The organism is Candidatus Arthromitus sp. SFB-turkey, assembly GCF_001655775.1.
In the GTDB taxonomy this organism is placed as follows: domain Bacteria; phylum Bacillota; class Clostridia; order Clostridiales; family Clostridiaceae; genus Dwaynesavagella; species Dwaynesavagella gallinarum.
The window spans coordinates 39,707-61,753 of sequence record NZ_LXFF01000004.1; the positions used below are offsets into that span (position 1 = coordinate 39,707).

23 protein-coding genes and 4 tRNA genes are annotated in these 22,047 nt (G+C 25.2%); 11 read left to right on the plus strand and 16 right to left on the minus strand.

The genetic code is table 11. The features are described 5' to 3' along the window. Positions 1-76: 76 nt before the first annotated feature. From rsmA to A6P36_RS00375, 4 genes are all read right to left on the minus strand, one after another. Positions 77-910: a 16S rRNA (adenine(1518)-N(6)/adenine(1519)-N(6))-dimethyltransferase RsmA gene (gene rsmA / locus A6P36_RS00360; protein WP_066760218.1), complete on the minus strand. Its 834-nt coding sequence runs from the start codon at positions 908-910 to the stop codon at positions 77-79. Then, positions 897-1,457 carry a ribonuclease M5 gene (gene rnmV, locus A6P36_RS00365; RefSeq protein ID WP_066760219.1) on the minus strand — a complete coding sequence of 187 codons (561 nt, stop codon included), beginning with the start codon at positions 1,455-1,457 and terminating at the stop codon, positions 897-899. The genes rsmA and rnmV overlap by 14 nt, the downstream gene beginning before the upstream one ends. A gap of 64 nt (positions 1,458-1,521) precedes the next feature. Further along, a complete protein-coding gene (locus A6P36_RS00370; RefSeq protein WP_066760220.1) occupies positions 1,522-2,589 on the minus strand; it encodes a G5 and 3D domain-containing protein in 1,068 nt (355 codons plus the stop codon). A gap of 30 nt (positions 2,590-2,619) precedes the next feature. Then, a complete protein-coding gene (locus A6P36_RS00375) occupies positions 2,620-3,390 on the minus strand; it encodes a TatD family hydrolase (RefSeq protein ID WP_066760221.1) in 771 nt (256 codons plus the stop codon). A 248-nt stretch (positions 3,391-3,638) separates the two neighbouring features. Here A6P36_RS00375 and A6P36_RS00380 point away from each other — a divergent pair. The 5 genes from A6P36_RS00380 to A6P36_RS00400 all read left to right on the plus strand — a co-directional run bounded on the left by A6P36_RS00380 (position 3,639) and on the right by A6P36_RS00400 (position 4,466). After that, a tRNA-Glu gene (locus A6P36_RS00380) sits at positions 3,639-3,713 on the plus strand. Between the two features lie 11 nt (positions 3,714-3,724). Beyond that, positions 3,725-3,800 (plus strand) — tRNA-Val (locus A6P36_RS00385). A 4-nt stretch (positions 3,801-3,804) separates the two neighbouring features. Next, positions 3,805-3,881 (plus strand) — tRNA-Asp (locus A6P36_RS00390). Positions 3,882-3,893: 12 nt separating this feature from the next. Further along, positions 3,894-3,968, plus strand: a tRNA-Glu gene (locus A6P36_RS00395). Between the two features lie 75 nt (positions 3,969-4,043). Continuing rightward, entirely contained in the window at positions 4,044-4,466 is a 423-nt protein-coding gene (locus A6P36_RS00400; RefSeq protein WP_197487206.1) for a biliverdin-producing heme oxygenase, read from the plus strand. Between the two features lie 24 nt (positions 4,467-4,490). Here A6P36_RS00400 and A6P36_RS00405 read toward each other — a convergent pair whose 3' ends face one another. The 10 genes from A6P36_RS00405 to murI all read right to left on the minus strand — a co-directional run bounded on the left by A6P36_RS00405 (position 4,491) and on the right by murI (position 12,426). Continuing rightward, positions 4,491-5,747, minus strand: coding sequence for a PTS ascorbate transporter subunit IIC (locus A6P36_RS00405; RefSeq protein WP_066760223.1), 1,257 nt, complete (start codon positions 5,745-5,747; stop codon positions 4,491-4,493). 21 nt (positions 5,748-5,768) lie between these two features. Beyond that, positions 5,769-6,053: a PTS sugar transporter subunit IIB gene (locus A6P36_RS00410; RefSeq protein ID WP_066760224.1), complete on the minus strand. Its 285-nt coding sequence runs from the start codon at positions 6,051-6,053 to the stop codon at positions 5,769-5,771. A gap of 12 nt (positions 6,054-6,065) precedes the next feature. Continuing rightward, positions 6,066-6,500, minus strand: a complete 435-nt coding sequence (locus tag A6P36_RS00415) for a PTS sugar transporter subunit IIA (protein ID WP_066760225.1) — start codon at positions 6,498-6,500, stop codon at positions 6,066-6,068. A 94-nt stretch (positions 6,501-6,594) separates the two neighbouring features. Then, positions 6,595-7,515 carry a transketolase family protein gene (locus A6P36_RS00420; protein ID WP_066760226.1) on the minus strand — a complete coding sequence of 307 codons (921 nt, stop codon included), beginning with the start codon at positions 7,513-7,515 and terminating at the stop codon, positions 6,595-6,597. A gap of 14 nt (positions 7,516-7,529) precedes the next feature. Beyond that, entirely contained in the window at positions 7,530-8,348 is an 819-nt protein-coding gene (locus A6P36_RS00425; protein ID WP_066760227.1) for a transketolase, read from the minus strand. 64 nt (positions 8,349-8,412) lie between these two features. Continuing rightward, a complete protein-coding gene (locus A6P36_RS00430) occupies positions 8,413-9,213 on the minus strand; it encodes a MetQ/NlpA family ABC transporter substrate-binding protein (protein ID WP_066760257.1) in 801 nt (266 codons plus the stop codon). A gap of 34 nt (positions 9,214-9,247) precedes the next feature. Beyond that, positions 9,248-9,745, minus strand: coding sequence for a hypothetical protein (locus A6P36_RS00435; RefSeq protein ID WP_066760228.1), 498 nt, complete (start codon positions 9,743-9,745; stop codon positions 9,248-9,250). A 141-nt stretch (positions 9,746-9,886) separates the two neighbouring features. Beyond that, the gene (locus tag A6P36_RS00440) at positions 9,887-11,206 is read right to left on the minus strand and encodes a peptidoglycan-binding protein (protein WP_066760230.1); all 1,320 of its coding nucleotides are present in this window, start codon (positions 11,204-11,206) and stop codon (positions 9,887-9,889) included. A 58-nt stretch (positions 11,207-11,264) separates the two neighbouring features. Next, positions 11,265-11,630, minus strand: coding sequence for a DUF3783 domain-containing protein (locus A6P36_RS00445; RefSeq protein ID WP_066760232.1), 366 nt, complete (start codon positions 11,628-11,630; stop codon positions 11,265-11,267). 1 nt (position 11,631) lies between these two features. Further along, on the minus strand, positions 11,632-12,426 hold the full coding sequence (gene murI, locus A6P36_RS00450) for a glutamate racemase (protein ID WP_066760234.1): 795 nt from the start codon (positions 12,424-12,426) through the stop codon (positions 11,632-11,634). A gap of 119 nt (positions 12,427-12,545) precedes the next feature. On the opposite strand from murI, the gene A6P36_RS00455 reads away from it, so the two are divergent. Then, positions 12,546-14,399, plus strand: a complete 1,854-nt coding sequence (locus tag A6P36_RS00455; RefSeq protein ID WP_066760258.1) for a glutamine synthetase — start codon at positions 12,546-12,548, stop codon at positions 14,397-14,399. A gap of 30 nt (positions 14,400-14,429) precedes the next feature. On the opposite strand, the gene A6P36_RS00460 is transcribed toward A6P36_RS00455, so the two are convergent. After that, a complete protein-coding gene (locus tag A6P36_RS00460) occupies positions 14,430-15,488 on the minus strand; it encodes a YkvI family membrane protein (RefSeq protein ID WP_066760240.1) in 1,059 nt (352 codons plus the stop codon). A 95-nt stretch (positions 15,489-15,583) separates the two neighbouring features. Between A6P36_RS00460 and A6P36_RS00465 the strand changes: the two genes are divergently transcribed. The 4 genes from A6P36_RS00465 (at position 15,584) to A6P36_RS00480 (ending at position 19,710) form a co-directional block, all read left to right on the plus strand. Then, entirely contained in the window at positions 15,584-16,516 is a 933-nt protein-coding gene (locus A6P36_RS00465; protein ID WP_066760241.1) for a TIGR01212 family radical SAM protein, read from the plus strand. A gap of 70 nt (positions 16,517-16,586) precedes the next feature. Continuing rightward, complete coding sequence (locus tag A6P36_RS00470; RefSeq protein ID WP_066760242.1) at positions 16,587-17,141, plus strand: ECF-type riboflavin transporter substrate-binding protein; 555 nt, start codon at positions 16,587-16,589, stop codon at positions 17,139-17,141. A gap of 35 nt (positions 17,142-17,176) precedes the next feature. Continuing rightward, on the plus strand, positions 17,177-18,886 hold the full coding sequence (locus A6P36_RS00475; RefSeq protein WP_066760246.1) for an ABC transporter ATP-binding protein: 1,710 nt from the start codon (positions 17,177-17,179) through the stop codon (positions 18,884-18,886). Next, complete coding sequence (locus tag A6P36_RS00480) at positions 18,883-19,710, plus strand: energy-coupling factor transporter transmembrane component T family protein (protein ID WP_066760247.1); 828 nt, start codon at positions 18,883-18,885, stop codon at positions 19,708-19,710. The genes A6P36_RS00475 and A6P36_RS00480 overlap by 4 nt, the downstream gene beginning before the upstream one ends. Before the next feature lie 29 nt (positions 19,711-19,739). On the opposite strand, the gene A6P36_RS00485 is transcribed toward A6P36_RS00480, so the two are convergent. Then, positions 19,740-19,949, minus strand: a complete 210-nt coding sequence (locus A6P36_RS00485; protein ID WP_066760248.1) for a (2Fe-2S)-binding protein — start codon at positions 19,947-19,949, stop codon at positions 19,740-19,742. 94 nt (positions 19,950-20,043) lie between these two features. Between A6P36_RS00485 and A6P36_RS00490 the strand changes: the two genes are divergently transcribed. Next, positions 20,044-22,047, plus strand: a complete 2,004-nt coding sequence (locus A6P36_RS00490; protein WP_066760249.1) for an LTA synthase family protein — start codon at positions 20,044-20,046, stop codon at positions 22,045-22,047.

Sequence of the window (22,047 nt, forward strand, 5' to 3'; positions counted from 1 at the left end):
TCCAAAATATTTTTAAATTTAATTGTATATTATGCAACACTAATTTAAAATTTACTAAAATAAAAGCAAACCAAAATTAATTTGGTTTGCTTAATTCAACAAATATTTTTTGAAAATCAAAAACATCTAAATTTTCTGCTCTATTATTAAAATCAATTTGTAATTTATAAGATATATTTTGAAGCTGCTGTTTATTTTTATTAAATTGTGTTAAAACATTAAATAAATTTTTTCTCCTCATACTAAAACATCTTTTTACAAAATTTAAAAACTCATTTTCAATATTATTATCATTAAAAAATCTATTTTTAAAAATTTCAAATTTTATAAAAACAGAGTCAACTTTAGGTTTGGGAATAAAATTATTCGAAGAAATTTTTTTAATCAATAAAGCTTTAGAATAATAATTAACAAAAACCGTAAGAGATCCATATTCTTTTGTAGATGGAGTTGCTAAAATTCTTTCTCCAACCTCTTTTTGAACCATAACTGCTATAAAATCTATATTTAAATTACTTTTAAAAAGTTTCTCAAGTATAGGAGTTGTTATATAATAAGGTATATTTGCTATAACCTTTATAGAATTTTTAAATTCTTCAATTTTATGTAAGTCCATTTTCAAAAAGTCTTCATTTATAAGCAAAAAATTTTTCTTATCTTTAAATTCTTCATTTAAAATAAAAACAGCATTAGAATCAATTTCAACAGATATAACTTTTTTTGCTCTACACAAAAGTTTTTCCGTTAAAACTCCAAACCCTGGCCCTATTTCAAGAACAATATCATCTTTTGATATATTTAAACTTTCAATAATTTCTTCAAGTAAAAAATCATTATTAAAAAAATTTTGCCCTAAAAATGATTTAAAATAAAATCCATATTTTTTCTGAATATCTTTAATATTTATCATTTAATATCTCCTTAAGTTTCTCTAAAGCACATAAAAATTGTTCTCTTGATATATTAAAATAATTAAGTCTAGCTAAAAACTTTTTTCCATTTGCATAACCTATACCTAAAATATCTCCAAGAAGCTCTCTTCTTTTTGATGACTCCTGTGTATTTACTAAGTTATTTTCAATCAAATCCCCCATATTAAATTCATTTCTTTTATATTCTATTGCACACTTAGCATTTTTTATAGATTCAAGTATATCTTCAGGTGATGCATTTTCTACTCCTATATCACCATTTTTAAAACTCTTTTCCCTAGAAATGTAAGCATGTTTAACTCCTAAAACTTTACTTGAAATTATATTTCTTATTCTTTCTCCAGCAGAGTCAGAATCCATAAATAATATAACTCCACATCTTTCTTGTGCATTTTTTATTAATTTAATTGTTTTATTAGAAATTCCAAATCCTGAAACATATATAACCTCAGCATCAACACTTCTTTTAACAGCAATCTCATCTTTTATTCCCTCAACTACAATTACTTCCTTTATTTTTATCATTTATCCTCCTATAAAAATAGCCGCAATACTTGTTAAACAAATATTACAGCCAATTTATTTAAATCTATTCTAAAATATATATTTTAACACCTTTTTTTCTACCCCATGTATAAGCAGCATCTCTACTTGGCATAAACACATCTATAATATTTCCTTTTATAGCTCCACCAGTATCATGAGCTATTCCAAAACCATACCCCTCAACATAAATTCTAGTATAAAGTGGTATAACCTTAGGATCCACAGCTATAGTACTCCATCCACTTGGATTATAAACTGTAGGATTTCCCGTTGCTGTAGTATGATTTCCATTTGATCCACTATTATAAAAAGCTGTAGCCTCAACAGATTTTGTATAAGCTATAGAATATTCTTTACCCAGAAAATTTATTTTATTACCATTTTCATAAGCACTACTTATAACTTGACGAGAACTTGCGTCCTCAACATGAACTACTTCTTTTTTCTTAGTTCCTCTCTCAACTATTTTTTGAACAGGCTGAATTTCTACATTATCATAAATAACTTTGTTATCTACTTCTATTCCATTTTCATAACGTTTTTCTCTTTTTATTACTCTTAATCCACTTTTACCTTCCTGAACTACTTTTTCATTTCCTTCATAAAGATTATCGTTATAATTAATTTTAGTTTCATAACCAATTTCATGTTGTTCTTGCTCCAATTTTATATCCACATATTTAATGTAAATCTCCATATCTGGAACAATAAGTGTATCAATTGAAGGAGTTATTATATCTCCCTCATCAACCTCAACTCCCTGTTCTTGTAAAAAATCTCCAACAGTTCTAGAAATTGTCATAACTTCATATGGATCCATTTTACCTAGATATAAAATAACAGGAACTGGATTTTCAAGAATAATCTTTTCTCCTCTGTCAACTTTTGAGTGTCTAGATGGAAAAACACTACTGCCATCTTGTAAGACTATATCATTCTCCTCTAATACGTCTCCAACAGTTTCTCCACTGGTACGAGTCGTTATTTCAATACCATCTACAACAATTGTAACAGGTTTATTTAAATTTACAACTAAATAAAACAATATTACAAAAATTAAGAAACTAAAAATTGAGAATAATATAGTCTTTATCGATTTTGACTTTATCATAATCTCCCCCTGATAAAACTTTAATATACATTATAAATTCAAAAATTTTAACGCATTTTTATATAACGTATCTGCAATTTTATAGAAGTCTTCATTTTTTACTTCAGAAATTTTTCTTATAATGTGCTCTATATTGATAGATTCATTTCTCTTTCCCCTTAAAGGTACTGGGGATAAATATGGACAATCAGTTTCTGTTAAAAGGTATTCAGTTGGAATTTCTTTTACAACTTCCATAATTTTCACAGCATTTTTAAAAGTTACTACTCCACCTATTCCAAGATAAAAACCAAGTTTTACCCATTCCTTAGCAATATCTAAGCTTCCAGAAAAACAATGAATAACTCCACGAATAGGCATAAACTCCTTAACAATACTTAAAGTATCATTATGTGCATCTCTACAATGAATAATAACAGGTTTATTTAACTGTTTAGCAAAATCTAATTGTTCTTTAAAAATTTCCTTTTGAATACAAACATCTAGATCTTTATAAAAATAATCTAGTCCAATTTCTCCCACAGCTAAAATTTTGTTCTCTTTATGATATTCATATAAATCATCAATATAACTCATTTTATAATAATATTTAGAATAACTTGGATGTATACCACAAGCCCCGTAAATAAAATCATATTTATTTACAAGATTAATCGTTTCTTTACAAGAATCTATATCAACAGCACAATTTAAAATTTTTTTAACTCCAGAATCAAATTGTTTGTTAAGTACATCCTCTCTATCTTCATTAAAACTTTCATCATCATAATGAGAATGAGTGTCAAAAATTTTAAAAAACATTTACTAACTCCTTTCAGTAATTCATGATACAAATATTACTTTTTTATGTCAACTTGACAAAATTTGGATTTTATGTTCAATCTTATAATTAACATGTTTTAATAATATAACTTTTTAAAAAATAGAAATTTATTTAAGTTAAATTATAAATTTTAAAAAATTCAATTTATATAATTTATTTTTGAAAAACATATTGACAAAAACTTTTAAATATTATATACTTTATCAAGTAATTATGGCTCGTTTATGGCTCGTTGGTCAAGCGGTTAAGACACCACCCTTTCACGGTGGTAACACGGGTTCGATTCCCGTACGAGTCACCACTAAAATTTATGGGCGCATAGCTCAGCTGGGAGAGCATCTGCCTTACAAGCAGGAGGTCACAGGTTCGATCCCTGTTGTGCCCACCATTTTGGCCCAGTAGCTCAGCTGGTTAGAGTGCTGGCCTGTCACGCCAGAGGTCGAGGGTTCGAGTCCCTTCTGGGTCGCCAATATAATAATTTGGCCCGTTGGTCAAGTGGTTAAGACACCGCCCTTTCACGGCGGTAACATGGGTTCAAATCCCGTACGGGTCACCAAAAAAGAGGATATATAAATATATCCTCTTTTTTGTATCATGAAAATTTAGTGAAGTGAAGAAATTGTGTTTTATAATGAATATAAAAGACAAATCGCAGCTACTACATATCACTTCCGAACATACAGACTATATTAAAAAATTAATTAATGGAAAAACTTCAACAGAAGCATATATACCAAAATTAAATGAAATATATAAAAATATATCTGAACTCATTATTGCTCATACTTATACAAGATTTTTAGCTGACTTATTTGGAGGAAGAACTTTCTTTTCAATATTAAGTTCAGAATATAAAATTTCTCCTGAAGGATTAAACTATTATAAGTTTAATAAAATAGAAGACTTTAAAACATATGTTGGTGAATATCATGGTAAATTAAATTCACTTACATTATCTGAAGAAATGCAAAAAGAATTTTTAAACGAAATTTATAATGCTTATATATATAACTTAGCTATATCAAATGAATTAGATTGTAAATTAAACAACTAAAAAAGAAGCACAATGTGCCTCTTTTTATTTAAAAATATTTATTATATTTCCTAGTAATATTCCCCATACTCCAAAATCTGAATCTGAAAAAGTTGTTCCAACAAATCCAAATCCTGATAATGTTGGAAGAAGCATTGCAGGTAAAAATGTTATTAAAAGTCCATTTGCAAAAGATCCAATTATAGCCCCTCTTCTTCCTCCTGTTGAATTCCCAAATACTCCAGCTGTTGCTCCGCAGAAAAAATGAGGAACTACTCCAGGTAATATTGCAGGAAAACCAAAAGAAACTAATATAAATAATCCAACTATTCCTCCAACAAAACTACTCAAAAATCCAATTAAAACTGCATTAGGTGCATAAGGAAAAACTATTGGACAATCTAATGCAGGTTTTGCATTAGGAACTAATTTCGTAGCAATTCCTTTAAAAGCTGGAACAATTTCTCCAAGTATTAATCTAACACCTGCAAGAATTATATAAACTCCTCCAGCAAAAGTTATACTTTGTATAACAGAAAATACTATAAAATTTTTCCCCCCACTTAATTCATGTACAAATTCAGCTCCTGCCATAAAAGATACTATTAAAAATAATACAAGCATTGTTATTGATATTGCAACTGATGTATCTCTAAGAAAATTTAAACCTTTAGGAAATTTTATATCTTCTGTTGATTTTGAATTTTTTCCAACTAACTTTCCAACGTATCCTGACAATATATATCCAAATGTTCCAAAATGACCAAATCCAACTTGATCCGATCCAACTATTTTTTTCATAAAAGGATTTGCAAGAGCTGGCATAATCGCCATTGTAAAACCTAATAAAATTGATCCTATAACAACAGCTGTTGTTCCTTTTATATCTCCTGCATATAAAATAGCTGCATACATACATGCCATATATAAAGTGTGATGTCCTGTTAAAAATATATATTTAAGTTTTGTAAATCTCGCAATTAAAATATTTGAAAGCATTCCAAAAGCCATAATCAAAGCAGTTGTTGTTCCTAATTCATTTAATGCAAGTCCAACTATTGCCTCATTATTAGGAACAATTCCCGTTATTCCAAATCCGTATTCAAACATTTTTCCAAAATAATCTAAAGATCCAGTAACAAGACTTGCTCCTCCACTTAAAACTAAAAATCCCATTATAGTTTTAATACTTCCAAGCAAACAATCAGAAAATGATTTCTTTTGTATGATTAATCCAATTAAAGCAACTAATCCAACTAATATAGACGGTTCACTTAATATATCTAAAATAAATTCAAGCATAAATTTTCTCCTTAAGATTTATCATAAAACATTTAATTTTTTTAAAGTTTCTAACAACTTATTCTTTAATTCATCCATATCTATCATATTATTAAGAGATATAACTTCTCCTCCTAAACCTTCTAACTGAGAAGATAAATCTCTCGTGGATACATATATATCTGCACTCATTCCTTTTGCTGATGATAAATCAGAATGTGAAACTTCAATTCCATTTACCCCTAATTCATTTAATATATTTTGTATATTCATCTCAATCATAAAACTACTTCCAAGTCCTGACCCACAACAAACTAATATTTTCATAATTAAATCCTCCTATAAGTCAAATTTTTCAATTATCCTTTTAACGTTTTCAATATTATCTTCATTCATTAAATTTTCAAGATCCTCTTTACTCATTAATAATTTCATTAAATTTGATAATAAAACCATATGATCTTTATTATCTATACTACAAAAACTAAATACAAGTTTTACAGGATCATTTAACTCACTTCCAAAATTAATTGGATTTTTTAATGTTAATATGCTAAGTCCTGTTTTAATTACTCCATCTTCTGGTCTTGCATGTAATAAAACTATTTGAGGTGCTATTACCATATAAGAACCAAACTCATAAAAATTTTCTATTATCTTCTTTTTATAAATTTCATTCACAAATCCATTTTCTTCAAGAAGCCCTACACCTTTAAATACAACCTCTTCCCAATTTTTACATTCTTCTTTTAATTTGATTAAAATATTATTCATTTTCTCACCCCTTTCTTTTTAAAAATATAATTTTTTAAAATATTTTTATGTTTAAATAAAAAAAAATGGAAGGAAAAAAATTTCCCTCTATTTTTTATTTTACTAACTTTTCACACTCTTTAACAATATCATTACAAGTCATTTTATATTTTTCTAGTAAAAATTTCATTGTTCCAACTTCACCAAAATGATCTTTAATACCAATATTTTTTATTAAAGCTGGATAATTTTCACAAGAAACTTCACATACAGCACTATAAAGTCCACCAATTACATTATGGTTTTCAACTGTAATAGCTTTATTTGTTTTTTTCAAAGAATTTATAATAGTTTCTTTATCAATCGGTTTTATAACTGGAACAGAAATGACCTCAGCATTTATTCCCTTAGATTCTAAAATTTTACTAGCTTCAAGAGATGGATTTACCATAAGTCCAGAACAAAAGATTGTTAAATCTTTCCCTTCTTTTAACACATCTGCTTTATTTATATTAAATTTATAATCTTCACTATAAACCTTTGGCATTTCTTTTCTTGGAAATCTTATATAAACAACTCCTTTATAATCAACGGTGTTTAACAAAACTTCCCTTAACTGAATTTCGTCAGCAACATCAATTATTGTAATTCCAGGAATACTTCTTAAAACTCCAATATCTTCAAAACTCATATGAGTTCCACCATTCATTTCAGCTGCAACCCCAGAATCTGTTCCAAGAATTTTTACATTTTGTTTTGCATAAGACAATGAAATCGCTACTTGATCACATATTCTTCTTGATGCAAAAGGAGTAAATGTACATATATATGGATTCATTCCATAAGCACTCATTCCAGCTGCCATACCTGCCATATTAGCTTCACTTATTCCAACATCAAATGCTCTATCTTTAAATATTTTCCTAAGAGTCATTGTTCCATTTGCCTCTGCAAGGTCTGCATCCATAAAAACTATATTTTCGTGTTTTTCCATAAGTTCTTTCATCGTTTCACATAACATTTGTCTCATTTCCATAATTATTTCCCTCCTTAATTTAAATCTTCTATGGCTTTATTTAATTGCTCTTCAGTTAATCCCATACTATGGCTTTTATACCCTGCTTCTTCTATAAATGATACACCTTTTCCTTTTGTTGTGTTTAAAATTATCGCTGTAGGAAGCTCTTGTTTCTTTCCTTTGTTAATTGCTTTACTTATTTCTTCCATATCATGTCCATCAACACTTTTAGTGTAGAATCCAAAAGATTCCCATTTTTTCTCCATATCTCCCATGTCTAAAATATCTTTAAGAGTTCCATCTAATTGCATCTTGTTGTAATCTACAAACACTATCAAATTATTTAATTTAAAAGCAGATGAAGCCATAGCCGCTTCCCAAACCTGCCCTTCATTACACTCTCCATCTCCAACTATACAGTATATATACGCATTATCATTTTTTATTTTTGAAGCTATTGCCATACCAACAGCACAACTAATTCCTTGACCTAGAGATCCTGTTGTCATATCAACACCATTTGTTTTATTCATATCACAATGACTTGGAAGATTTGTGTTTTCTTTATTTAAGGTTAATAATTCTTTTTCATCTATATAACCTTTATCTGCTAATACAGCGTAAAGTGCAGGCCCTGCATGACCTTTTGATAAAACAAGTCTATCTCTTCCTTCCATTTTAGGATTATTTACATCTATGTTCATTTCCTTATTGTAAAGTAAAACAAGAGTATCTACTATTGATAAACTTCCTCCATAATGACCTTTTCCAACACTGTGTATTTCCTTTAATAATAGTTTTCTAACCTCTTTTGACTTCTCTTTTAAAAAATTACCCTCTTTAAAACTCATATTAAATACCTCCATATCAAACATTTTGTTTAAAAACTTTAAATACTTTATTATTTTATCAAATTTAAAATACCGGTTTTACAAATCCTTTGTATTTTTCATTAATAAACTTAAAAGTTTCATAACTATTTAAAAAATGTGCTATTTCTTTCAATTTAACAGATGTTCTCATATCTTCTCTAACTACAAATACATTAACCTTGTCTTCATCTGAAAAAGAATTTTCATAAAATATTCCAGATATATGTGGAAAAATCATATTTTCTAACGCAACATTTGTATTCATAACAACCAAATCTCCCTCATTATAAAAAGAAGGAATAGAGTTAACTTCAACCTCATTCATAACTAAATTCTTAGGATTCTCAGCAACTACATATCTTTGCTCCCCAAAATCCATCATAAGTTTAATAAGATTTGCTTGTTCTAAAAGCTTAAGAGCTCTATCTCTATTTACAGGATCATTAGGTATATATATAACATCTCCTTCTTCTACTTTATCTACAGATTTATACTTATTACTATAAATAATAAGTGGTTCTACATGTACCTCTGCCAATTCAATAAGTTTTACTTCACTATTTAAATTAAAATTATTTAAATATTCCCTAGTTTGAAAAAAATTACCATCAATTTTCCCATTTAAAAGATCATTGTTTAAAGCTTCATAATCTATGTAATTTATAATTTCAAAACCTAAATCAAATATGTCTCTCAAATTTTCAAGTATTTCTCCATGAGGAATTGAGGTAACTCCTATTTTTAATTTTTCTTTATCTTGTCTATTACTTGCATTTGATGAACACGATACTAACAAACAAAAAGCAAAAAACATACAAACACAAATATTTAAAATCCTTTTCATATAAATCCTCCAATTATGATTTAAGGAATCAAAATTAAATACTAAAAATTCCAAAATTAATTTTAAATACATTGTATTTATTTAAAACTTTTTCAAAATCATCTCTTATTTTTTGAAGATTTTTTATTATAATTTCATCATCTGAATTAAATATATCATTTACTAAAAAATCATTATCAATAACTTCTAAAACATCATATAAAATATCTACTAAATATTTTTTATTTAAATCTTCATAATAATCCACCAAATTTATTTCTCTAACAATATCTTGAACATTTAATTTCATATTTGTATAATTATCCCTTATTTCTTTTATAGAATACTTACTTACATAATTATTTTTTAAATAATTATCTATCTCAGAATTTAAAATTTCATCAATTATAGAAAAATTATCAAATACTCCTTCAATTTTATTAAAATACAAATTATTTACATATTTACTGTTGCCAGTATATAAATTAAAAATTCCCAAAAATAAAATTAAAAACAACAAAACTAAAAAATATTTATTAATTTTTACATTCATAACCCACCTCTAAACTATTTATCTAAAAATTCCCCAAAAAAATTATATCATTTATATTTAAAATAATAAATTAAAAAGAAACTAAATATTTTATAAAAAATGCTAAAAAGCTATTGACCTTAAAGTCAATAGCTTTAAAATTTAATATCTTATTGAAGATATTTGTTCAATAGGTGTATATGGTATAAATGTTCTCAAATTTCTATTTAAATCCCCTCTTAACTCTGACATCTCAGTAACTGCAACATAAACATTTGATAAAGCATACCAAGTATCATACTCAACTATTCCTGATACATTAACATTAAATATCTGTTGAAATTTCTTAACTGCATCTCTAGTTTTAGAACCATAAACCCCATCAACTGAAACCTTAGGAATAGCAGGATAATTTTTAGAAATAGTATTTAAATATTTTTGAACTTCTTTAACAGGTGTTCCTTTACTTCCAATTTTTAAAGCATACCCTGGATAAGAAATTGGAATTCCTTTAACTTCTTTTGCTCTTACCAAATCAAGATTTGTTCCATAAAAATTTGTTAAAATTTCATATGGAGTGTATCCTTCATCTGCTAAGTACTTACTTCCCCATTGAGTCATCCATCCAGGACATTTAACTTTTTTCCCATCACAATATTGAGAGAATAATGGTTGCTTTGATCCTGGTCTTTTCATATATGTTGAAAAAATTTCATCTACAATATTTGAAATATTTTTAAATATATTTCTTCCATAGTTAAAAGCATGATCATATGCTGTTGAATTAGTTATAGTAAAATCTTTTCCTTTTCCTCTATACCATTCCGTATACACTCTATTTAATGTAAAAGATACTATTGCATATATATTAGCTCTAATAGCATTTGAGGGCCATGTTGAATAAATTTCACTTGAAGCTACATTTTTTATATAATCCTTATATCCCACAGTATAATTTTTTGCATTAGAATCTGGAGTACCCATGTGAACAGTTATAAGCTCTGGAACAACAACCTCAGATAATACAACTTGTCCTGTTGGTTTTGAAATTGGTTTCTCTTCAGCTTCAGGTATTTTAGGTGGATAATCTCCATAAAGTCTATTAGGTAAAATTTTAATCTCCTGAGATTGATTATTAGAAGAAACATTTCTATTTAACATTTTTAAATCAACTGGCTGAATAGCTTCTTCATCTCCAAATAATTGACATCCTTCTATAAATGTTTGAGAATAACCATCTTTTTCAACTAAAATATCACAAATGCCATAAGGTCTTCCTTCAGCATTCTCATTTAATGAAAGTTCCAAAGGAGGGGTTTGTATTTCATTAATTTCAGCAATTCCAGAATCATCAGTCTTTAAACTAATAACATCTTTAACAATATTATTTGAATCATATAATGTAACTTTTATATTTGCTTTATCCACTGGATTAGCTATATTATTCATGTAAGTTTGAATTTTTAAAGATCCTATAGACATAAAAACTCCTAAAAAGTATTATGTAATAAGAATTTATTCACAAACTAATATAAAGTTACTATTTATTTTTCTTAAAGAAATCCCTTTCCATTTTAAATTCATTAAATAAATCTTCTATTTTCATGTTAATTGAATTTTCAGTTACATTTGCAAAAATTATTTTTTTATTCAATTTTGTTTTAAGTATTTTGTAATAAATATCCAATTCTTTAGGAACTACGTTTTGAAATATAACTACCTTTTCATCTAATAAAAATTCATCTTGAAAAACAAATTTTTCATTTTCTATAACATCTAATAATTTTTTTTCAAAATCCTCATCTAAAATAGTTATGTATTTTATATTTTGACTTACAAATTTAACAAGATTTTTCATTTTAATGATTTCATCTTCTGAAAATCCATAAATTAAAAATTTTTTCAAATTAATTCACCTCCAAATTTAATAAATTATAACATCTATTTATTTTTTGATCATTTAAAGAATTATATATATATACTTTTTTAAAATCTTTGCTCTCAAAATTATTTTCTATATTGCGAATCTTAAGTCTTCTAATAAGCTCTTTATTAGTTCCATAAATACCATCAAATATTTTAACATTATCTCCAAAAATATTTTTAAACACATCTTTTATAAAATTGTAATGAGTGCACCCAAGAACAACACACTCTACCTCTTTAACATATTTTCCCAATTTTTCATTTAAATAGTTATAAATAATATCTGCATCTAAATTTTCCTCAATCATATAGGCAAGTTCTTCAAGAGCAACACTTTCTATTTTAAAATTTTTATATAAACTCAAAGATTTTTTAAACTTATCTCCATTTATTGTAAATGGAGTTGCTAAAACTAAAATTTTACCATTTAATTTATTATTTTCTACGTATTCAATAGCTGGTTTTATAGCAGGTTCTATACCAATAATGGGAATATTAGGTTCATATTTATCTCTTAAAAATTTAATAGCAGCGCTACTGGCTGTATTGCAAGCAACAACAATAGCTTTACAATTATTTTCATAAATTAAAAAATTGCATATATTAGTACATAACTCAATTATTTCATTCTGAGTTTTATTACCATAAGGTGCATTTTTAGAATCACCAAAATATATAAAAACTTCATTTTCTAAAAGCTTTATAGCATTTTTTAAAACAGAAATACCTCCAATACCAGAATCAAAAAAACCAATATTTTTGTGTTTAAAATTCATTTTTGAAACCTCTCAAAATTGACAATAAGTAAAATTTAATTATATCATAATTTAAAATAACATCAAAATAAAAGGAGGACAATAAATACATCTTGTTATGTATTTTAATATCAAAATTTATGGTTAAAGATTTAATATATATAATAAAAAAAGAAAATATATCAAAAGATTTTTTAACTAATTTATTAAATACTCACAGTGAAATTAAATTTGTATCCCTTATAGGAATTGATATAAACGGAAATGATACAGATGAAAAAATACCTTCAAAGGTTTTTATAAACGATATAGATTTATTTTTTGATGGATGTGCAGTACAAACTGATGGTTCTTCAGTTGTCTTAACTGGTATTGCAACTTTAAATGATGCAAAAGTTGATATGGTAATAGATAAAAATTGTAATTGGTTTATTGATTATAATTTTGACAATATTGATGAAGTATCTGGTAAACCTATTGGAACACTTAAAATACCTAGTTTTTTAATTCATAATGAAAAATATATAGATTCAAGATCCGTTCTAAATAGATCTTTAAGTTTCTTGAAAAAAAATTTATTATCACTTCTTAAAAGTAATCCAAATATTTTAAGAACAATAAATCCTGAAGATATAGAGGACATAATAATAAACACAGCAACTGAACTTGAGTTTTGGGTAAAAACTCCTGAGGAATTAATAAATATTGAAGACTTAACTACATCTCAAGATTTACACGAACAATACTGGAATATAACTAAAGGAATAGTTAGAACAGCTTTAGAAAAAACTTTATCAATTATGGAAAACTATGACCTTTATCCTGAAATGGGACATAAAGAAGTTGGTGGAGTAAAATCAAAAATCGATTCAAATGGAAAATATCATATTTTAGAACAATTAGAAATCGACTGGAAATATTCAACTGCCCTTCAATCCTGTGATAATATTTTAATCGTTAAAAGCATAATAAAAGAAACTTTTAAAAGACATGGACTTGATGTAACTTTTTGTGCTAAACCCATAGAAAAAGTTGCAGGAAATGGAGCTCATCTTCATTTTAGTATTTTCCTAAAACTTAAAAATGGTCAAAAAATAAATTTATTTCATGATGAAAATAATGAATTTATGAGTTCAATAGCTTATGGCTCTCTTATGGGAATTCTTAAACACTACAATATTATAAGTCCATTTGTATCAAATACAATTGATTCATTAAAAAGATTAAAACCTGGTTTTGAAGCACCTGTTTGTACTGTAGCTTCTCTTGGAATTTCAAAAAATATCCCATCAAGAAATAGATCCATATTAATTGCACTAATAAGAGATTCCAAAAATCCAAATGCAACTAGGTTTGAACTACGCTCACCAAACCCTAAAACAAATATTTATTTAACATTAGCAGCTATAAATATGTGTGTAGTTGATGGAATTAAATATTCAATAAACAAAAATGAACTTTCTCTATTAAATGAGTTATCAAAAAATTATGGAGATGATTCTACGTATCTAGAAAAAAATAAACTGTATAGAAGTGAAGATAACATATTTGAAAAATATTCAGAAGATGATAGAGATAAATATTTTGGAAAAAGTCCAAAAACTGTATATGAAAATATGCTTCACTTATGTGAAGAAAATAATTATTCTATTTTACTTAAAGATGATGTTTTTACTTTAGACATAATAAATAGCTTTAAATTATCATCATTAGATAGATATATAATGGAAATAGAGCATAGAATTTTTCCTGAATACAAAAAAGATATAGAATTATTAATGAATAATTTTAAATTTAATACAAAATCTTCTTCTTTAATTAATCTCTTATTAAACGAGCTTAAATTTAAATTATTTTCAGATACTTTTGATTATCTAAGTTTACACTCTAAAATGAAAGATTATATAAAAGATAGAGATTTTAAAAATATTTCAAATCTCAACATAGAAATTGAAAAAATCTTAGATATTTTTAAAACTATACACTCTTTATAAAACAAAATAGCTTTAGCAAAATTGCTAAAGCTATTTATTTTTTTTAAATCTATATTTAATAACATAAAACATAAATACAAAACTTAAGAAACCAAAAATAGGATAAATTACTGAAATGAGCTTAGAAAATCCAAAAATAGATATTGGTATAGACACACTTAAAATTATTAATACCGATTTAAAAAATGAATGACCAAACTTATTTGATATACTTCTTGCTAAAGAATATAAACTAGATGTTTCTGTTGAAAGCATTTCAATCCAAATTAAAATTAATATAATTATTTGAAAAGATTTTCCAAATATTTTTGAAATATATAAAAGAGGTATATCATACTGAGCAATATAAGGCATATTAGATAAAATTAAATAATTTATTATAAGACTTATAAGCACTAAAAAAAATGATCCAATTAAAATTCCATTTTTAAAATTTTTCTTTGTATTTTCTGTAGAAAGAGGAGCTAATACTCCAGAAGCACTTAAAATATTAAATCCACCATATAAAAAACTAGATAAAATTATGTTATTATGTATTCTTATTTCATTTTCCAAATTATTTACTATAGATGTTTGAATATTTATTGGATCTGAAAAAATTTCAAACATTAAAAACATTATAAATATTATAAAAATCATTATAGGCACGCTTATAGCGTTTACTAAGAATAATCCTTTCATACTAAACTTTAAAACTATAAGAGTAACTAAAATCATCAAAATGATACCATAAATTTTATGTACTGAAAAAAATTGACTTATTATAGATCCACTTGCTGCAAAAATTATAGATGAAGAAAACAAATAATATAAACTTGTAAATATATTTAAAACCCTAGCTGGAAACTTAGGGCAAATTTCACTTATAAGTAAATTATAAGAAGATAGATTTTTCTTATGAGAAATATTACAGATCATATTTCCTATAAAAATATAAATAAAAAAACATATTATAAATCCAAAAAAACTTTTTAATCCATATATTGAAAAAAATTGATAAATTTCTTTTCCAGAGGCAAGTCCAGCTCCAACAACTGTACCAATAAAAATACTCGCAACCTTAAATATATTTAAAAAATTATTTCCCAAAATATCCCCCACCTTTTTATAATATATTTAATTTTTATTTTTTTTTATGTTAAAATATGATTCTATTATTTTATTTTTAAAAGAAGGTGTATTTTATGCTTTGGGGAGATAAACCTTACTATTCTCTTGATTACTTCCTTAAAAAAACTTTTGGAGAAAAAGTTATGAAAATAACCCTTGATGGAGGTTTTACTTGTCCAAATAGAGATGGAAAAATAGCATTTGGTGGATGCACTTTTTGTAGCTCTCGTGGCTCTGGTGAATTTGCTGGAAATAGATTAAAATCTATTCATGATCAATTTTTAGACCAAAAAAACATGATGAAAAAAAAGTGGAAATCAAATAAATACATTGCATATTTTCAAGCATATACAAACACTTATGCACCTGTTGAATATTTAAAAAAACTTTATGATGAAGCATTAAATGAAGAAGGAGTTGTTGGAATTTCAATAGGAACTCGTCCTGATTGTTTATCTGACGATGTAATAAAACTTCTTTCTTATTACAACAATAAAACATTTTTAACTGTAGAACTTGGACTTCAAACTTCAAATGATCATACTGGAAAATTAATAAATAGAGGCCATGATTCGAAATGTTTTGAAAAAGGAGTTAAAAAACTCAGAGAACATAATATAAACGTAGTTACTCATGTTATTTTTGGATTACCCTATGAAACAGAAAAAGATATGATGGAAACTGTGAGATTTTCAAACAATTTAGACATACAAGGAATAAAATATCATTTACTTTACATTGTAAAAAATACAAAACTTTACTCTGAATATTTAAAAAATCCTTCTATTTATACTCTAACTAAAGAAAAATATATAGAAATCTTAGGAAAAGCCATTTCTTACACAAATCCAAATATTGTAATACACAGAATAACAGGAGATGCAAAAAGAGAAGATATTGTAGAACCTTTATGGAGTATAAAAAAATGGGAATTATTAAATTCAATTCACCATTACTTAAATGAAAACAATTTATATCAAGGTAAATTTTTTAACACCAATGCTTAATTATTGATTTTAATTTAACTATTGTGTATACTTTTTGTGTGAAAATATTTTATATTATGGAGGATTAAAATTGAGAAACTCTTCTTTTTTATCTATTAAAAACATAGTTGCAATCGGTATTGGTTCTGCTGTATTTTTAGTTCTTGGAAGATTTGGTTCAATCCCAACAGGAATTCCTAACACAAACCTTGAAGTAGCTTACGCTTTTCTAGCATTAATGGCTATAATTTATGGTCCCGTATCTGGTTTTTTAATAGGATTTATTGGACATGCTTTAAAAGATATGTTATTTTACGGTACTCCATGGTTTAGCTGGGTTATAGCATCAGCAGTTGTTGGTCTTATAGTTGGATTAAGTTATAAATTTGTAGATTTAGAAAATTTCAATAAAAAGGAAATATTAAAATTTAATTTTTTTCAAATTTTAGGGAACGTCATATCTTGGCTTATAATAGCTCCAACTTTAGATATATTAATATATTCTGAGCCTTCCAACAAAGTATTTATACAAGGTGCTTTTGCATCAATTTCAAATATCTTAACCATAGCTATAATAGGTACGTCTCTTGTACTTATATATTCTAAATCTCTTGTAAAAAAAGGAAGCCTATCTAAAGAATCTTAAAATAAATTTTCCAAAATTAGAGGTACTTATTTAAAATGAAAAAAAAATTAATTGAATTTAAAAACTTTGGTTTTAAGTATGATTCACAACAAAATTACACTTTAAAAAATATTAATTTAGATATATATGAAGGTGAAAAAGTATTAATTCTTGGAGAGTCTGGATGTGGAAAAAGTACCTTATGTAATTCTATAAATGGACTCGTTCCATTTTTTTATAGCGGTATTATTGAAGGATCTTTAAAAATAAATGGAAAAAATACGAAAGATATGTCAATATTTGAAATATCGAAAATTGTAGGAACTGTTTTACAAGATCCTGACAACCAATTTATCGCTTTAACTTCTGCAGAAGACATAGCTTTTAAACTTGAAAATTTATGTGTTAATAAAGAAACTATGTATAAAAAAGTTTTAGAAGTTTCAAAGCTAATTGGAATGGATAATTTTTTAAATTCAAATCCTCATAATCTATCAGGTGGTCAAAAACAAAAAGTTACTCTTGGTGGCGCTATAGTTGATGAAATTGATATTTTATTATTCGATGAACCACTTGCTAGTTTAGATCCAAAAACTTCAAAAAATACAATAGAGTTAATTAACACTATTACACATAAAACAAATAAAACAATGATCATAATTGAACACAGACTTGAAGAAATTTTAAAATTAAATTTAGATAAAATTGTTTTACTTAGTGATGGAGAAATAATTTTTAGTGGAGCTCCCAATGATTTATTAAAAAGTGATTTGTTAAAAAAATGTGGTATAAGAGAACCTTTGTACTTAACTGCTTTAAAATACGCTGGAATTGAAATTTCAAAAGATTTAGATCTTGAAAATTTAAATAACATAGATAAAAATTTAATACAACCATCTTTAAATAAATTTTATAACTCTTTAAATTATGAGTGTGAAGATAAATTAAATAAAACTCCTATTTTTGAGTGTAAAAATATCACTTTTTCCTATAACAATTCAAAAAAAATATTAGAAGATGTTTCTTTTAAAGTATTTGAAAATGAACTTTTATGTATTGTTGGAAAAAATGGAGCTGGTAAATCTACAATTTCAAAGTTAATGTGCGGTTTTATGAAAAACAATTCTGGAAGTTTTATTTTCAATGGTAAAGATATTACAAACTACACTATATATCAGCGTTCAAATATAATCGGATATGTAATGCAAAATCCTAATCAAATGATAAGTCACACAATTGTTTTTGATGAAATTTCTTTTGCTCTTAAAAATTTAAATCTTAATTCTAATGAAATAAAAGAAAAGGTTAATGAAATTTTAAAGATATGCGATTTATATGAAATGCGAAACTGGCCAATATCAGCCCTAAGTTTCGGACAAAAAAGACGTGTAACAATTGCTTCAATACTTGTTATGAATCCTAAAATTTTAATTTTAGATGAGCCAACTGCAGCACAAGATTTTAAACACTACACTCAAATTATGGAATTTATAAAAAGTTTAACAAATCATGGAATAACTTCAATCATGATAACTCACGATATGCATCTACTTCTTGAATACGCTGATAGATGTATAGTTATTTCCGATGGGAAAAAAATTGGAGATGATATTCCTTCAAAAATTTTATCAAATGAAGAAATCATTGAAAAAGCAAATTTAAAACAAACTTCTCTTCATGAACTTTCTATTAAATGTAATATAAAATCTACTGAAGATTTTATAAATAAATTTATAACATATGATAGGAGTATTCGAAATAAATGAAATTAATACTGGAATATATACATAAAGATTCTTTCGTACATAATTTAAATGGAGCAACTAAACTCATATGTTTTTTACTTTGGTGTATTACTACAATGATAACTTATGATACTAGGATTTTATCATTTATGATAATATTTGGATTATTTTTGTTTAAACTATCAAAACTAAAAATACAAGATGTTTCTTTTGTACTCATGTTTATATTATTTTTTTTAGTTTTAAATAATATATTTATATACATTTTTTCACCTAATACGGGAACTGAAATTTATGGAACAAAAACAGTTTTAATTAATTTATTTGGACCATATTCCATAACTCTTGAACAATTATTTTATCAAATAAATATAACATTAAAATATTTTAGCGTTATACCTATAGCTTTAATATTTATACTTACAACAAATCCAAGTGAATTTGCTTCATCATTAAATAAAATTGGTGTAAACTATAAAATTTCTTACGCTGTTTCTCTTTCACTTAGATACATTCCTGATATAATAAACGATTATAAAAACATTTCCATTTCAAAACAAGCTAGAGGTATAGATTTATCAAAAAATGAAAAACTTCATAAAAGAATTAAGAATGTATTTTTAATTTTAATTCCAATAATTTTTTCAAGCCTTGAAAGAATTGAAAAAATTTCATGTGCAATGGAACTTCGTGCATTTGGATACAACAAAAAAAGAACTTGGTATAATCAAAAAGATTTTAAAAAAAATGATTTTATATCAATACTATTTTTCTTATGCATTGTAATAATATCGATAGTTTTTTTGTTTATAAACAATGGTCGTTTTTTTAATCCATTTATATAAAAAAGAGAGAACTTTTTGTTCTCTCTTTTTTATAACACTTTATATTCATTTATTAATTCATTAATTTTATCAATACATCTACGTCCCTTACATCCTCCAGTTGTTGCTCCACACTTTTGTGAAACTTCCTCAACTGTTTTTGCTCCTTCTCTTATACATTCTTTAATTGTATGTTTACTAACTCCTTTGCATAAGCAAACTTTTGTTAATTTATCATTTATCATTTCATTTTTATCCATATTAAACACCTCAAAAATATTATACTTTATTTCAAATATATTTCAATGTATAATATCTTTCATGGTGTTTTGTATTTTTCATAGAGATAATAACATGTCAAAATATTTTAAAGATGAAATTTCCTATAAAAAATATATTTTTTGGTATTTATCACTTTCGATATTTTATTTTATATTAATAGAACTTATACATAGACCAAATATTGAATCTTTCAAAAAATTTTTAACATCAACTAATCCTTTAACAATGTTTTTCTTAATTTTATTTTTTACATTTTCAAGTACTTATGTGTTTATATTCAAAAAACCTATAATTTTATGTAATATACATTATAGTGTTTGGTGTATTCTTGCTTTTGTAAGTAATATAAACTCTTTTTTTAAATCAACTCCTCTTATTTTTGAGGATATTTTTCTTTTTAAAGAAGCAACAAATATAGCTTCAAAATACATAAATAAAGCCGTAATTATAAATTTTCTTCTAATAATAATTTGTATAACCTTAATTTTAACTTTTACAATAAAAAATTTTTATAATATAGACGTTAAATTATTTAACACAAAAAATAAACTTTTAAATTTATTTTGTTATGTATTATTTTTAACTTCATTTTTAATTTTAAAAATAAATTTATTTAATTATGGAAAATCACTTACTTATACAGTAAGTGATTTTAACATCACAGATACATATAACAAAAATGGATTCTTTTATTCATTTTATAGATCAACAGATATATTTTTTTCAAATAACATTACTTCAAATTATAATGTAAACAAAGTAATTGAAATTAAAAATAAACTCAAAGAGTATAATCCATCTAATGAATATCCCGAAGATAACATTATATTAATTCAGTTAGAATCTATATTTGATCCTTTAAAATTAAAAAATGTTAATTTTTCACAAGATCCTCTAAAAAATTATCGTGAACTATGTAAAAATAATAAAAATGGGGAAATTATAGTTCCTGTAATTGGAGGAGGAACAATTCAGACAGAATTTGAAATATTAACAGGAATAAGTATGGAAAAACTATATACAAAAATGCCTTATTTAAATTTATTAAACCACAATTCTGTAGAAAGTATAGCTCATATTTTTAAAGATTACGGATACTCAACTACTTCTATACATAATTACTTTTCAACTTTTTATAACAGAGTTAGAGCTTATGAAAATCTTGGATTTGATACATTTATACCTCTTGAGACTATTTCAAATAGAGATCGAAGTGAAAATTTTTGGTACAAAGATAATTTAATTATTGATGAAATTAAAAATAAAATACTCTCTACTACTGAAAAAGACTTTATATTTGGAGTTACTGTTGAAGCTCATGGACCTTATAACACACAAATAAATGAAGATATCACCGTAGAAAGTAGTGTTTTAACGGAAAAAGAAAGAATAGAACTTCAAAATTATGTAAATATTATTAAACATGTTGATGAGTTCATAATTAATCTAATTAATTCTTTAAATAATTTAAATGAAAGTTATATTTTAATATTTTATAGTGATCATTTACCTACTCTTGGAGAAAATCACAGTACATTTAATAAAACTTTATCAAATGAAGATTTTTTTAAAACTCCTTATTTAATAATAACATCGGATAAATCAAAAAATATTGAATTTAATGATGAAAATCTTCATTCTTATGAATTCCTATCAGAAATTTTAAACTCTTTAAATTTAAACACTACTATATATCAAAAATTTAGAAATATTTTTAAAAAACATGAAGATTTCAATGAATACGAAAAACAATTACTACTTGATATAAAACATAATAACATTTATGAAAATAAAATTTTTCCTCATGAAAAAAAACAAATTAAAATAGGTAATAATTCTCCAATAATAACTAACATAAAAACTGAAAATAATGTTACTTACGTTTTTGGAGATAATTTTACTCCAAATTCTAAAGTTGTTGTAAATAAAAAAGTTATAAACAGTGAATATATTTCTAAAACTTGTTTAAAAGTTAAAGATTATATTCCTAAACCTAAAGATATTTTTATTTCAGTTACATTTTCTAATAAAAATTCCCCTCTTAACTCAAGTAATTTATTTGAATTTTTAAATTAA

What these genes read in the sequence shown, in the direction of transcription:
- rsmA (WP_066760218.1), bottom strand. Translation starts at nt 910, where the DNA reads ATGATAAATATTAAAGATATTCAGAAAAAATATGGATTTTATTTTAAA.
- rnmV (WP_066760219.1), bottom strand. Translation starts at nt 1,457, where the DNA reads ATGATAAAAATAAAGGAAGTAATTGTAGTTGAGGGAATAAAAGATGAG.
- A6P36_RS00370 (WP_066760220.1), bottom strand. Translation starts at nt 2,589, where the DNA reads ATGATAAAGTCAAAATCGATAAAGACTATATTATTCTCAATTTTTAGT.
- A6P36_RS00375 (WP_066760221.1), bottom strand. Translation starts at nt 3,390, where the DNA reads ATGTTTTTTAAAATTTTTGACACTCATTCTCATTATGATGATGAAAGT.
- A6P36_RS00400 (WP_197487206.1), top strand. Translation starts at nt 4,044, where the DNA reads ATGAATATAAAAGACAAATCGCAGCTACTACATATCACTTCCGAACAT.
- A6P36_RS00405 (WP_066760223.1), bottom strand. Translation starts at nt 5,747, where the DNA reads ATGCTTGAATTTATTTTAGATATATTAAGTGAACCGTCTATATTAGTT.
- A6P36_RS00410 (WP_066760224.1), bottom strand. Translation starts at nt 6,053, where the DNA reads ATGAAAATATTAGTTTGTTGTGGGTCAGGACTTGGAAGTAGTTTTATG.
- A6P36_RS00415 (WP_066760225.1), bottom strand. Translation starts at nt 6,500, where the DNA reads ATGAATAATATTTTAATCAAATTAAAAGAAGAATGTAAAAATTGGGAA.
- A6P36_RS00420 (WP_066760226.1), bottom strand. Translation starts at nt 7,515, where the DNA reads ATGGAAATGAGACAAATGTTATGTGAAACGATGAAAGAACTTATGGAA.
- A6P36_RS00425 (WP_066760227.1), bottom strand. Translation starts at nt 8,348, where the DNA reads ATGAGTTTTAAAGAGGGTAATTTTTTAAAAGAGAAGTCAAAAGAGGTT.
- A6P36_RS00430 (WP_066760257.1), bottom strand. Translation starts at nt 9,213, where the DNA reads ATGAAAAGGATTTTAAATATTTGTGTTTGTATGTTTTTTGCTTTTTGT.
- A6P36_RS00435 (WP_066760228.1), bottom strand. Translation starts at nt 9,745, where the DNA reads ATGAATGTAAAAATTAATAAATATTTTTTAGTTTTGTTGTTTTTAATT.
- A6P36_RS00440 (WP_066760230.1), bottom strand. Translation starts at nt 11,206, where the DNA reads ATGTCTATAGGATCTTTAAAAATTCAAACTTACATGAATAATATAGCT.
- murI (WP_066760234.1), bottom strand. Translation starts at nt 12,426, where the DNA reads ATGAATTTTAAACACAAAAATATTGGTTTTTTTGATTCTGGTATTGGA.
- A6P36_RS00455 (WP_066760258.1), top strand. Translation starts at nt 12,546, where the DNA reads ATGGTTAAAGATTTAATATATATAATAAAAAAAGAAAATATATCAAAA.
- A6P36_RS00465 (WP_066760241.1), top strand. Translation starts at nt 15,584, where the DNA reads ATGCTTTGGGGAGATAAACCTTACTATTCTCTTGATTACTTCCTTAAA.
- A6P36_RS00475 (WP_066760246.1), top strand. Translation starts at nt 17,177, where the DNA reads ATGAAAAAAAAATTAATTGAATTTAAAAACTTTGGTTTTAAGTATGAT.
- A6P36_RS00480 (WP_066760247.1), top strand. Translation starts at nt 18,883, where the DNA reads ATGAAATTAATACTGGAATATATACATAAAGATTCTTTCGTACATAAT.
- A6P36_RS00485 (WP_066760248.1), bottom strand. Translation starts at nt 19,949, where the DNA reads ATGGATAAAAATGAAATGATAAATGATAAATTAACAAAAGTTTGCTTA.
- A6P36_RS00490 (WP_066760249.1), top strand. Translation starts at nt 20,044, where the DNA reads ATGTCAAAATATTTTAAAGATGAAATTTCCTATAAAAAATATATTTTT.